Consider the following 13,484-nt stretch of genomic DNA (forward strand, 5'->3'; position numbering starts at 1 on the left):
CGCAAATTTTTAGCGAAGGGTTATTTATATGATGCGGCTGAAAGAGCATTAGAGATAGGATATCACACATAATTCTCACATGGGTTTCCTTGAGATTAGAGAAAAGGGTTTAATTTTTGCAAACATAAACTTATTTCTACCAATCAAAATTAATTGTTTTACCTTTTTTGCGCGTTGACTAAAAAGCTGTATCGCAGTCATAGTAACGGATACAGCCGATATTATCGCTGAAAAGTCCAGATTTGTTCTTTTATAGTCGTTATGAAACGAAGAAAACGGGAGGGCCATCGCAAACAAAGTGAGTTGACGAAGAGGAGACGGATACACTTGTTCTATTTACGATTTTGATTCAGGGAGTTTTGTTCCGCACCAAGGGCAGAAAGAAATAATTACGTATGTAGGACCGCCGTCATGAATGATAATGCCGTATTAATCGGAATTTAGATCGTAATAAATCAAGTTATCTGGACAATCGAAAGGACTTTCGTGTTGGTCACAAACGTAATTAGCATGATAAGTCATTCAATGTGATTTACTCATGTATACCTCCTAGATTAAATTTCTACTACTACTACTATATTGAAGTACACCTTAATGATATAGGTTTAAAGATAGCGCAGTTTATAGCGCATAGATATCGAAATGAACAACGCGATAAACATCTATTACTAATAAATGATATTTATTTACAGTTCCTATACCCATATACTTATTCGCTAATAAGTAGTTAAGAGAAAGAAAAAGCACGACAGGAGGGGGTGCCAGGGACGCAGTAATAACGCTAATCATGGCGCAATAAATAACGTTATTACTGTCAAGTCCTTACCTGTCCTTGACTGCGAGTAAATAAGACCGAAAGGAAAACGGATAAGGAGGAGTATCCATTGGTAATTTTATTGCGAAGTCCATTACGCCAAGAATACTGTGACGTCCCTATTAACGCCACAGGCGTATTCAATCCGTTTATTCGCGCTGATACGTCTACTGCGTTATCCAGCGAAGACCTACAACGCACGATAAACGAGAACTTGGCGCTAAAACGATTGGAACATCGCCATTTAAAAGCAATCGAATTACTGGCGCAACCGAACCGCGGTAGTAAAGATCCGAAGCAAGCACGTTCCATGAAGCATGTTGCGGAAATCGTAGGAGTAACGCGGAAGACGATATATGACTGGTTAAAGGATGACTTGTTTCAATGGGAATTAAAACGGGAGATGCGTCGTTTAGTTGGTAACAACATTCCTGACGTGATTAAGTCGATGGTGGAACGAGCGAAAGAGGGAAGCGCAAAGCATGCGGAATTACTGTTAAAGACGTATGGCGACATGTTAACGGATGATGTGCGGATAGATGCGACAGTGAATAGTGCTAAGACGGTAGACCTTGACGAGATTAAAGCGAGGGCAGATTCGTTTAAGAAACGTAAACAGGAAGAAGATGATGGTGAGGAAGCGGAGTAGTGGTGAATTTTAAACGGGGAGGGCATCAAAATGATGGCGGGGTATAGCGTAATTAATGACAGGAGGGTTTCGTTTTAATAGCAGAGCACTTCGTTTTATTACGGGTGTCACTTTCGTTTGACGGGGATTACGTATAATAAGGTAGGTATCGTATTGATTGCGAGTGGGTGAAGGTGATTACGAGCTACGAGGTATCGTATACACCCGCTGTACGCCTTTTATGGACGTCCCCCTCGAAATTTTCCGTATTTCCCCTTTCTCCATACCGTATATTTACATTTGATATACGCGATTTCATTCATTACGGAGGAGCTACCTATTATAGGGATATGGGGGTATATTGCGTAAGACATACGGTATGGAGAGGAGGCGTAGTACCATACGTACCAACGGTTTCAGACGTTATGCACTACGTATGTGTACGCATGCTTCACAGTGAATACTGATGGTTACGTTCATATACCTCTTATAGGTATACGTGAGTGTAGTCGTAATAAGCGATAGACATTTCGCTTATTGTAACAAAATATGTTTTTGTTGCATTCGATATGAGTCGATATGAATAACGATACGTTGATGCAGGGAGACGAAAGGGTGACGATTCGCATACGCTATGAACCCCCCCAGGCGGGGGTAGCGAAGGGGTGGCGTCTGGCGTAAGTAGAATCCGCGTAATAAAAATAATGTTCGAGGGAATCGTTGGCATGCGGAAGAGTGACGAAGGGGTTAGGGTAAAGTGTCCTTCTTCGGTTCATCGCGTGTGTTGGCGATATATGAGATGCTCAACGCAATCAAAGCGGTTGTAATTATGTAGCCGAGAATATATTCGAATGCGGGAATAATCGTAATGATATTGTTGATATCTATGTTTTTAGTATCAGGGTAATTGAATAAAGGCTTCAATCCAATGGATATTATAGCCCAAACTGTTGTCCAATTTATTTCTGCGTTGTCTAGACTTTTGTATTGTTCGCAAGAAAAAATATGCAATTGTTGATGCTCATAATAGTATATTGATCCGAAAATGAATCCAATATTCACCAATAAACTGAAGAGTATGCCTAGAAAATACATCATCTTGATATCAGTAGGATGGGTACTTGTTAATGCATTCCTGAGGAAAAGGTATGTCAGTAAAAGGATGAATACAAGAGTAAAAGCTTTGAATCCTATAGATGCATCCATTGCTGTCGACACGAAAGTGGTTGAGTAAACGAATAGTATTAAAAAGGCAATAAGCGGGTTGTATTTCCTTACGTAAATCAATGTGCATACTAAATTCATTAGTAAGAAAAACGCGATTATCGAGTCGATAAATCTATTTCCTGCGAAGATTATTAGTCCGTTGAATCCGGTAAAAGAAATAACCACGCATAATAGGTAGAGAGGACTAATATCCGTGAACAAATTAAAGTAGGTTGTTCTTTTATTATTTCTGATTATAGATAGCGTATCTATAATTCTTTTAAAGGTGAGCATTCGGATAAATTTGTTGCGTTGTTCTTTTGATACGAGGTTAGTAATATCACTGTAAACATCTATAAGATACCTTTTCAGTGATCTATATATTCTCACGATCAGTATAGCAAATGAAATAATAAATACTACGAGAAAGAGTAGCGAAAAAAACATAAGTTCACCTCATCAGTTGGTATATTCCTAATATTAAACCAAATCCAACCTTATGTCATGCGAAATCAACACGAAAAAGAGACGGCATTCACCCGTCTCTAATCCGTATTCATATTGCCAACCAAACACTAACCTAACATTATCCTACGCCTACCTCACGAAGCCTTACGTTTGCGCCAGAAGAAGACGAATCCGATAATCGCTAATCCGATAACAACCGCAATCCCACCGTAAAGCATCATCATCGGTTTGTCAGATGTGGTTTTTGGCAGTCTTCCGCCTTTTCTTGTTTTCAACGGTATCCGTTTTCTCTTCAGTTTGTTTATCGTCATTGTTGTCGTTGCTTGGAGTTTCGTTATTGTCTTTCGGCTCTTCCTTGCCCGGTGTTTTGTTGTCGTCTTCCTTAGGTTCTTCATTTTTCGGGTTACCCTTTACGGGGGCTTCGAATTCGCAAGAAGGTTCATCGGCCCACAAACCGATTTCGGCTTGCATGGTTGTTTCTGCGTCCTCGTATTTTATGTAAACGTAGGCGAGAAGACTATTATACCTGTCGTGATGATCTTGGTCTAATTCCAATTCGATTACTTTACCTTCGAGCATCATTTTTGTTAATTCGGATGCTTCGGGTCCACAGTCGCTTTGATACGCTCACCGGAAGGTAGTTCTGGTTGAGGATCTGGCTCAGGTTCTGGATCGAGTTGGTTACCGTTAAACGATCCTGGTACATGCAAATCATCGAATCCAGGAAGGGACTCACATGCTAGACCATCGTTATCATATCCGTCTAAACGATGCGGATCAGAGTCCGGACCGCCCTGATCCTCGAAGAAACGTTGTGCTTCTTCCCATGTTGCAAAGTCGCTACAGTCCATACCGGGTGTTGCGTAGGCTGGCGCTGGTACTACGGTAAAAGACGAGTGCAAGTGCAAATAACAGAGGCAGGTACTTTCGCATGTAAGCATCCCCTTGTTATAAAATTTCTCTCATATTGTATATAATTATAATTGATTCGAATTTTGTGCCCACTTCTTGTTTAACTGATTGTAGTTACGACAATCATTAGTAGAATAATCTGATTTATACCTGACTTTACTGTATACTTATTATATTACTATCAAATAATTCTACGAAGTGGTGGAAGGGGAATGAGCAATGAATACAGTGCTGAACACAGTACTTGCAGAGATGATGCTTGAAGAATTGAACAAGTTAGGCCTAGATATAAATGAACTTAGTGAGGTTGAGTTTCAGGAGATCTATGACGAGGCTTTTTCTAAAAAAATTCAACGAGCTACAGAGAATATGTTAAGAGATCTAAAATCAAGATCCGCTGATATGCTAGAGGAACATAAACTGTTAGCAAGGGAGTTTGAATCGCGTCTTTATAGAAAATGGACGAAGCCTTTGAATTATCTTCATATGTTAATAGTAATATCAGTTGAAAGTGGGGACAAGTTTTGCAAAGAGAATCTAGATAATAATAATAAAAATAGTTTTTTGACAGAGGCATTAGTTAAAAATCACGCAAGAGCTTGTCAAACAGCATACGAGATTTTGTGTCTTCTAAAAGGAGGATTTCCTGAGGGGGCATTATCTCGATGGCGTACTCTGCATGAGGTTGCAGTGTTATCGTTCTTTTTGGTGAAACATGGAGAAAAGACGGCAGAAAAATATATGGAATATAAGTATATAGAGGCATATAGAGAGATGGAAGAATACCAAAAATACGCGGATAGTTTAGGACATGAGAGGTTTGATGAGAAAGAATTTAAATATTATAGAGATAAAAGAGATGAATTGATCTCCAAGTATGGTAGGGATTTTGCTAGATCTTATGGCTGGTGCTGCGGGATCTTGTCAAAAGAAAAACGCAATTTTAGAGGAATAGAAGAGGATATTGATTTAGATCATTTACGCCCCTATTACAAGTTAGCGTGTAATTACATTCATTCGGGTTCCAAGGCTCATCAATCATTGGGGGTAATTGAGAATTATGAGATGACGCTAGCTGGTGCTTCAAACTACGGTTTAGATTTACCGGGAATAAGCACTGCTATATCTTTACTTCAAGTAACTGCCAATCTATTGGGGCATAAAATATCCTATGAGAACGTAATTGTTATGAAGGTATTCTCGAAACTGGTAGACGACACAGAAGAGTTATTTAATGAGGTGCGGAAAATTATTGAAACTGAAGAAGAGCAAAAGGGATCTTAGATGTAAAGGAGGCGTCAAATGAATAACGAAACAGAACCTACTGCACCGCATCACTCCGAAATCGAAACAAAATGCCTACGTTTGGTAGGCGCTAAGGGAAGAGAGTTGTGTAGTCAGTACCGTAAGGCAATCGAGAAGTATAACGAAGAAAGAGGCTTCGGTAAGGAATTTGAACCTTATGGAGAAGGCGCGGAGGCGGTATGAGAGGCATATGAGGGATATCGTCAACAGTCGCCATGTTGATATTAATTTTGGAACGACAGGGAAAGGATTGCTTTAATTCGAAAAGGGGATCGATACGAATGCTAATGTTATCAGAAAGAGCCAGCCACCGGTGTTCGAGCGGTGACTGGCTGTTTTCTTAACGGAGTGATTCAATCTCTTTGCTCCTATATGGCCTTTTCTTCCTCTTGCTCTGAGAAAAAATGACGCAAAGCGTTATAAACTTGCCCTTTTTCACGAATAACATAGTGCAGGAATTTCGGGTTTTCCATGTGTTTATATGCATTCATTAGAGTGGAATGCCGGTTATACTGATTTACTTCTCCATAACCAAAAATATTGGACACCTTCATTATCTTTTCTACTAATTCCACGCATTTTTCATTATCCGAGGTAAGATTGTCTCCATCCGAGAAATGAACAGGGTACAAGTTATAACGCGAGGGTGAATACCGTTGTTGAATTAAATCCCAAGCGAGGCGGTAAGCCGAAGAGCAAATCGTTCCTCCGCTTTCTCCCTTTGTGAAGAAATCATCCTCACTCACTTCTTTTGCTTCTGTATGATGGGCGATGAAGGCAATTTCCACCTTCTCATATTTGGTTCGCAAAAAGCGTGTCATCCAGAAGAAGAAGCTACGCGCGATATACTTTTCATAAACCCCCATTGATCCACTCGTATCCATCATCGCCAATACTGCGGCGTTGGAATGAGGCTTTACAATCTCTTCCCATGTTTTAAAACGCAGGTCATCGACAGAGATTCTTCCTTTTTTTCTCTCTCCCTTTAAGGCATTCCGCTTAATTGCTGATAAGAGTGTGCGTTTCTTATCAATGTTCCCCATCATGCCTTTCTTGCGTACATCATTGAATCGTATATCCGTAATCTCCATCTTAGCTTCTTCTTTCTTCTTCAAGCGAGGCAATGCTAATTCAGCAAACAAAATCTCTTCGAGTTCATCCATGGATACTTCTGCTTCAAAATAGTCCTGTCCCGGTTGGTCACCCGCACTCTGTCCTTTGCCAGGCCTTTTTTGCGCAGGGGCCTCGCGGGCGATGACATCGCCCACTTGAGAATCCCCATCACCCTGGCCAACGTGCTTGCTTTTATTATAATTGTAACGAATGCGATACTCTTCCATCGAACGTACCGGGATCTTGATTACCCGGTTACCGTTCGACAAGATGATACTCTCATCACTGATCAAATCGGGTAGATTCTTTTTTACCGCTTCTCGTACCTTTTCTTGGTGACGCATTTGATCTTGATGACCTTTACGGTGCAAGGACCAATCTTCCCGGGACAGGATAAACATTTGCTCCGACATTTCCATCTCCTCCCGTCCCTCATGCTTATCGATTTAATAGACTACCCACATACCTCAGCAATTCGTTGGCGCAGACGGGACAGTAGTCATACTCATCAATCAGGCGAGCTGTCACCTCATTTACTTTCTTCAGCTGATTCTCGTCTGGAGTTTTTGTAGAAGTGGTGATTTTGACTACATCTTTGAGATCTGCGAACAATTTCTTCTGAATCGCTTCCCGCAGACGTTCGTGACTATTGTAGTCGAAGCGTTTTCCTTTGCGCGCGTAGGCAGAAATGCGAATCAAGATCTCTTCACGGAAGGCTTTCTTGGCATTCTCTGAAATTCCGATCTGTTCTTCAATCGAGCGCATCAACTTCTCATCAGGATCGAGCTCTTCTCCTGTGATGGGGTCGCGTAGTTTGTTGCGATTACAGTAAGACTCCACATTGTCCAAATAATTATCGAGTAAAGTTTTGGCTGATTCTTCATAGGAGTAGACAAATGCTTTCTGCACTTCTTTCTTCGCCAGATCATCATATTCTTTACGGGCAATGGAAATGAAGTTCAGGTAGCGTTCTCGCTGTTCATTTGTAATGGAAGGGTGCTGATCCAATCCATCTTTTAAAGCACGTAAGACATCCAGTGCATTGATACAGGTTGCATCACTACGGATGAGGGCACTGGAGATGCGATTGATCACGTAACGTGGATCAATGCCCGACATCCCTTCGTCCAAGTGTTCGTTTTGCAACTCTTCCAGATCGGCACCTTTGAACTCTTCCACACTTTCCCCATCATAGAGGCGCATTTTTTTCACCAAATCCATGCCTTGTTTCTTCGACTCTTTCAACCGAGTCAGAATGGAGAAAATCGAAGACGCTTTCAATGCATGGGGGGCAATGTGTACATGGTGCAGATCGCTTTCTTGGATGAGTTTGTGATAGATTTTCTCTTCATCTGAGACACGCAAATTGTAGGGAATTGGAAGAACGATCATCCGAGATTGCAATGCCTCATTCTTTTTGTTACTGATAAACGCTTTATACTCCGTTTCATTCGTATGAGCAACGATGAGTTCATCTGCACTAATAAGAGCGAATCTTCCAGCTTTGAAATTCCCTTCTTGCGTAAGGGAGAGCAGGTTCCACAAAAACTTCTCATCACACTTAAGCATCTCCTGAAACTCCATAATCCCACGGTTGGCTTTGTTCAACTCTCCATCGAAGCGATAGGCACGTGGATCTGATTCTGAGCCAAATTCCGTTATGGTCGAAAAGTCAATGCTTCCCGTCAAATCAGCAATATCTTGTGACTTGGGGTCGGATGGACTGAAGGTACCAATTCCCACTCGATTATCTTCAGATAGGAAGATACGTTCCACTGGTACATCTTCGACTCGACCGCCAAACTCCTCTTTTATACGAAGGCGACAAGAGGGGCAGAGATTCCCTTCGATGCGGACTCCCAATGCTTCCTCTGCTTCTTTGCGTAAGTGAGAGGGAATCAGATGAAGTGGCTCTTCGTGCATCGGGCAACCTTTTATCGCATAGACTGCTCCCTCTTCAGTGCGTGAATATTGTTCCATTCCCTCTTTGAGTAAATCTACTATTGTCGATTTACCGCCACTCACAGGGCCCATCAAGAGCAAAATTCGCTTGCGTACGTCTAGTCGTCGAGCCGCAGAATGAAAGTATTCCTCCACCAAACGCTCAATCGATTTTTCTAAGCCATAAATCTCTTTGCTAAAAAAGGCATACTGCTTATTTCCATTCTCATTCGTCTCCACGCCTTTGTCTGCGATCATCTGATATACGCGGGCATGAGCCGTCTTGACAATCTCAGGTTTCTCTTTTACAATCTGCAAGTATTCTGAAAAATTACCTTCCCAACGGAGTCTCTCTTCTTGCTCCCGCTGCTCTGCGATGCGTTTCAGGATGTCCATTCACACTCTCTCCTTTACGAACAGCTTCCTCCTGCTGCTTCTCTCGATGCCTTTCTTCTTAGAATCATCCACGCCCATCGAAAAGTTTGTCAGGTAGTAAAGGAAATTTATATATATTTATGCGCGTAGGCGGACAATGTTGCGACTAAATAAGGGAAGAAAAATTGGCCTTGCCACTTCAAAAGGGGAAAAGAGAGCGATAGAAAACACTTCCTGACATTTTTCTGTAACACTCGGTGGTGAAAAATGGGACTACCCTCTAATCCCGAGGCAAAAAATACCGGCATTCGTACATAGGAATCGGCTTTCTCTGTGCAAACACAAATTTCTTCCTTCGCGCTCTTTATTTCTCGCCTTGTGCACAGAGCGGAGATCAGCTTAGATGGTTTCATCATCCTGGGGAGGAGGTGGGCATCATTGCTTCATCCTATGATGGATTGACTAACCTGGTATAGGCAGTTAAATGAATAGAAGGAGATGCAGTAAATGATCTCCATGATCGGTTGTGGCAGAATGACTATGACTGATCCAACATGAGGATACAGATATGGAGTCGGTAGCAGAGAAGTAAGTGGCGATTAGGAAGCCTGTGCATCGACGGGAGCTAGAGGAGATCTTGAGGAACGGTCGGATTTTATGGATGGGTAAGCATTTTTGTCTTGTGCCCTGGACGGTGAAGACCGAAAAAGCCCGCATATGATGCATAGAAGGCGTGGCAGAGTCATATCGGATCAGGCGGACAAAGTTGAGAGAACGGAGAACGGCTTTTACGTGTGCATGAGTCGTGCCAATACGTCTTGCGCATAAGATCTACGCTTTCCTCTGAAGCACGCTTCTATTTCATTTTAAGCACTGATCGTAAAGTGACCTACACGAGTTATGGCTCCCGTTTAGCTTCTCGGAACGAGTACGATGTATCTTATTTGTGCAATGCTTCACTGACCTGTGAATGTATTGAAAGGGCGATAGTTGAAGTTTGGAATGTACTCTGTCCGTAGATAAGAGTTCCCATGCCATTCTGCTTAGCTTGAGTCAGGTTTAAGTATGATAGAATAATATGGTCACATCTGAATAAAGAATGTATTCTTTCTATTGATGATCTTTGCTATTTTTTGATTTCCAATTTGGTCAACATAGGAGGGCAAAACAAAATGAACAGGATTCTCATCACAGGTGCTGCAGGTAAAATCGGTCAAGATGTAGTACGTTTTCTTAGCAAAAAAGAAGGCTATAAATTAAGGCTCGCAGATATCAATTCCTCTGTTTTGCAGAAGTACCGAAACGTTTACGAAACGATTTACACAGATGTATCTGACCCGGATGCTTGTCAGGAAGCGTGTAAAGATATGGATACCGTTATTCATCTGGCTGGAAACCCTTCACCTGATGCTGATTTTTATGATTCCTTGCTAGAAGGTACGATTAAAGGGAGCTACAATATTTTCAGGGCATCTAAAGATCAGGGGGTAACACGTGTCATTGCTGCATCAAGTGCGCAGACGATCGAGAATTATCCTCTGGACTATCAAATACACGCTCATACTGCTGTTAGACCCAAGAATATGTATGGTGCCACGAAATGTTTCGTAGAAGCGATCGCATCCTACTTTGCTTATTCAGAAGGTCTGCAAAGTATCGCCATCCGGATAGGTGCCTACGATGACTACAAACCAGAGGGAAATCCGCTTACTGCAAGAGACATGAGTGCTTACATAAGTCCCGATGATTTTATGGACTTACTATGGAATTCGATGAATATGGACGATTTGCCCCCTTTCTGCATACTACATGGGATCTCCAATAACCGTTTCAAGCGACTGAATATAGAAGAAACAAAAAGATTAGTAGGATACAATCCACACTCCGATGCATTTAAGTTGAGTGGGTTCCGTTTTTCTGACAAATAAAATTCGGATGTTCTAACAGAATAAAGTCCCTTTGCAGTGTTCCTATGCTACAATGTATTACTGTATGTCAATTTAGTATAGGGGCGAAGAGATTGCGAAGAAGCTTGCTATTATTCATATGTATTTCTATATCTATCCTTGTTTCTGGCACCATACAAACCGATATTAATCCAAAAGAAATTGAGGCGAAAGAAGAGAAAGTGATAAAACCAATTTCGGAAGTTGTTCGTGCTACAGAGATTAGAGAAACAAAGGCATATTTCCGGAATTTGAAGAGTCAGGAGATAGAAGAGAAAGCGAGATTGTATTGCTACCCAGATGAATGCATTGTGATTGGCGATCAATATTTACAAAAGATTAATCAAAAGTACGGTACTTTCATCGGAGCAGAAGATAGCATTTATCTTGAAAATGTTGATTGGAAGGATTTATATGAGTACGATGTCAGAGGGAATAAGTTGAAAGAAACCATTCCTGGAGAAGATCCAAAGGGCATTGATGAGAAATCCAAAGAGATATGGGGGCATATTCTGTCCGTTATTCCACCAAACCATAGAGATGATATAGGTTCTTTTGTTCTATTTAAGGACAAAGAAACCTTCGGATATGTCGAGGTTGGCGGGGAGGGCTTTGGATTTGATGGGGAATGGTGGAGATTTGGAATTAACCATAAGATGTTAAAAAGTAAAAAAGGACTCACTGAGACTGTCATTCATGAATTGGGACACCTGCTAACATTAAGGGAGAGGCAATTCCAATTTGTAAGTTTTAAGGAAGACTGCGAGACTTATTATGCGTATGAGGGTTGCACTGCTTGGAACTCTTACATTGACCGATTCTATCAAGAATTTTGGACTGAAATAGAAAGTGACTGGGCCTCCCTCGATTTAGAAAACAATGATAGCCAATATTGGAATTTTTATTATGGTCATCAAGCGATGTTTGTCACTGATTATGCGATTACTAATCCAGGAGAGGATATTGCCGAGTCATTTACACACTTTGTTTTCAAAAAAAAGCCCAGTAACCCCAACACGATAGCAAATCAGAAGATAGCCTTTTTCTATGACTACCCAGAACTTGTGGAGTTAAGAGCAGTTCTGTTGATGCGAATTTACGAGGAGTTTGAGAAAAAGTAAGGACGTCCTAACCAAGCAAATCTTAGTGTCACTGAGATTTGCTTAGTGGTGGGTCCAACGCAAGGGAAATCCGTTAAGCAACGTTGCTAATTCTTCTGAGCATTTCTACAATGATGGTGGAGAAGATACAAATGGAGCAGCGAAGTTCATCCCGATCGGATGGAGGTTGCTCCATTTGTATGTGTATGGATGAATAATGGAGAATGAAGAAATGTATGATTCTTGACGATAGCTGATTGGGAGACTTCGAAGAGGTTACGAACGTATGCCCCTGGTTTCCTGTCCCTGGAATGCTGTGCGCAATGACAAGAAGGTTAGACGTTATCGTGTGTTGTCGAATCTCGTGAGAGAACATTCTAAAATGGAGATATAAAAAGAGACTGGAACTTTGTGGTGACCAGTCTCTTTTTATCCTTGGTTTTATTCGCTTTGTTGATCATCCAATGAATGTACGACAATTCCTAATAGACCAGGTCCAGCGTGTACCATGAGAGCAGGGCTGACGGTTTCGACGTAGAGATCTTGCACATTTCCATGTGCCAAGATCTTCTCTTTTATGGCGAGAGCTTCTTTCTCTGCACGTGTGTGCATGATGGCGATGTGGGCACGGGTGGTTTCTAATTGTTTCAATACCGGATTTAGCAACTTATTGAGAGCTTGTTTTTTACCGCGAGCGACGGTGTGTGGAAAGAGTTTTCCGTCTCGGTCAAACGTAATGATCGGCTTAATGTTTAAGAGGGACCCTAGAGAACTAGCTACTTTACCGATTCGGCCTCCGGCTCGCAAGTATTCCAGTGTATCTAGTACGAAATATCCTTTGATTTTTTGTTTGGTTTCTTCTATTATATTCAAAATTTCAGGGACACTCGTCTTTTCTCGGATGAGACGAGCCGCTTCCAGGACGAGAAACCCTAGGAGAAACGAAACTCCTTTGGAGTCGATTACTTCAATTTTCATTCCTTCGAACTCTTGGGCAACAAGATGAAAGGTATTATAGGTGCCACTGACCGCTGCAGCGACAGTAAAAGTGAGACAATGGGTGACACCACTTTGTTGGAGACGTTGGTAGGTAGCATAAATGTCTTCTGGTGTGGGCATCGATGTTTTGGGAATTTCTTCTTCTAAGTGGTTGGCCACTTCTTCCGAAGTGATGTCGATTCCATCACGATACTCATCATTTTCATAATTGATACGTAGCGGAACAACTTCAATCCCCCATTTTTGTACGAGTTCCTGTGGCAGATCACAGGAACTATCTGTGACAATAGCTAGTTTGTTCATTGAGGAGATCCCTTCTTTCTGTTACCAAATTTTATTAATAATAGATATGAAAGCGATAACAAAATGGAGATTTTATTATATAATACTTGAAGGCAATGGGTCTAGTGCCGATCCATGAACTAGACAGGGTTCTTTCTCTTCATCTACCCTTTATCACGAATCATTTCCTGAGGGGGCCGATGGATGTTTCTTTTATAGCTCGATCTCATGAAGAATACCGTACACGCTTTGTTGATGATTAGCAGAGCGAGGGTTTTTTTCACGCTTATTTTACGAAATATTATGATATTAGATCTTATTCGATAAGGACGGTATGAAATGCAACCGACGTATTTGTTTTTGCTGTGAAAAAGCGTGCTTTTCGCTCCACTAGT

The 13,484-nt window shown here is 41.4% G+C and carries 10 protein-coding genes and 1 pseudogene; 5 read left to right on the plus strand and 6 right to left on the minus strand.

Features of this window, described 5'->3' with window-relative positions; all coding sequences use genetic code 11:
• Nucleotides 1-336 precede the first annotated feature (336 nt).
• Nucleotides 337-522, minus strand: a pseudogene (locus AC6RGY_RS11410) (DUF6980 family protein).
• Nucleotides 523-884: 362 nt separating this feature from the next.
• On the opposite strand from AC6RGY_RS11410, the gene AC6RGY_RS11415 reads away from it, so the two are divergent.
• Nucleotides 885-1,463: a phBC6A51 family helix-turn-helix protein gene (locus AC6RGY_RS11415; RefSeq protein WP_499863139.1), complete on the plus strand. Its 579-nt coding sequence runs from the start codon at nucleotides 885-887 to the stop codon at nucleotides 1,461-1,463.
• 1,884 nt (nucleotides 1,464-3,347) lie between these two features.
• Here the strand turns inward: AC6RGY_RS11415 and AC6RGY_RS11420 are convergent.
• Both AC6RGY_RS11420 and AC6RGY_RS11425 read right to left on the minus strand, forming a co-directional pair.
• A complete protein-coding gene (locus tag AC6RGY_RS11420) occupies nucleotides 3,348-3,587 on the minus strand; it encodes a hypothetical protein (protein ID WP_499863141.1) in 240 nt (79 codons plus the stop codon).
• Nucleotides 3,588-3,703: 116 nt separating this feature from the next.
• Entirely contained in the window at nucleotides 3,704-4,057 is a 354-nt protein-coding gene (locus tag AC6RGY_RS11425; RefSeq protein ID WP_499863143.1) for a hypothetical protein, read from the minus strand.
• A 190-nt stretch (nucleotides 4,058-4,247) separates the two neighbouring features.
• On the opposite strand from AC6RGY_RS11425, the gene AC6RGY_RS11430 reads away from it, so the two are divergent.
• Together AC6RGY_RS11430 and AC6RGY_RS11435 are read left to right on the plus strand one after the other, a co-directional pair.
• Nucleotides 4,248-5,312: a DUF5677 domain-containing protein gene (locus AC6RGY_RS11430; protein WP_499863146.1), complete on the plus strand. Its 1,065-nt coding sequence runs from the start codon at nucleotides 4,248-4,250 to the stop codon at nucleotides 5,310-5,312.
• Between the two features lie 18 nt (nucleotides 5,313-5,330).
• Complete coding sequence (locus tag AC6RGY_RS11435; RefSeq protein ID WP_499863148.1) at nucleotides 5,331-5,516, plus strand: hypothetical protein; 186 nt, start codon at nucleotides 5,331-5,333, stop codon at nucleotides 5,514-5,516.
• 185 nt (nucleotides 5,517-5,701) lie between these two features.
• Here AC6RGY_RS11435 and yhbH read toward each other — a convergent pair whose 3' ends face one another.
• On the minus strand, nucleotides 5,702-6,859 hold the full coding sequence (gene yhbH / locus AC6RGY_RS11440) for a sporulation protein YhbH (protein ID WP_499863150.1): 1,158 nt from the start codon (nucleotides 6,857-6,859) through the stop codon (nucleotides 5,702-5,704).
• 25 nt (nucleotides 6,860-6,884) lie between these two features.
• Nucleotides 6,885-8,783, minus strand: a complete 1,899-nt coding sequence (locus tag AC6RGY_RS11445; protein ID WP_499863152.1) for a PrkA family serine protein kinase — start codon at nucleotides 8,781-8,783, stop codon at nucleotides 6,885-6,887.
• A gap of 1,151 nt (nucleotides 8,784-9,934) precedes the next feature.
• Between AC6RGY_RS11445 and AC6RGY_RS11450 the strand changes: the two genes are divergently transcribed.
• Nucleotides 9,935-10,690 carry an NAD-dependent epimerase/dehydratase family protein gene (locus AC6RGY_RS11450; RefSeq protein ID WP_499863154.1) on the plus strand — a complete coding sequence of 252 codons (756 nt, stop codon included), beginning with the start codon at nucleotides 9,935-9,937 and terminating at the stop codon, nucleotides 10,688-10,690.
• A 92-nt stretch (nucleotides 10,691-10,782) separates the two neighbouring features.
• The gene (locus AC6RGY_RS11455; protein WP_499863156.1) at nucleotides 10,783-11,829 is read left to right on the plus strand and encodes a hypothetical protein; all 1,047 of its coding nucleotides are present in this window, start codon (nucleotides 10,783-10,785) and stop codon (nucleotides 11,827-11,829) included.
• A gap of 420 nt (nucleotides 11,830-12,249) precedes the next feature.
• Here AC6RGY_RS11455 and AC6RGY_RS11460 read toward each other — a convergent pair whose 3' ends face one another.
• On the minus strand, nucleotides 12,250-13,110 hold the full coding sequence (locus tag AC6RGY_RS11460) for a DegV family protein (RefSeq protein WP_499863158.1): 861 nt from the start codon (nucleotides 13,108-13,110) through the stop codon (nucleotides 12,250-12,252).
• Nucleotides 13,111-13,484: the final 374 nt, after the last annotated feature.

The organism is Mechercharimyces mesophilus (assembly GCF_059818345.1).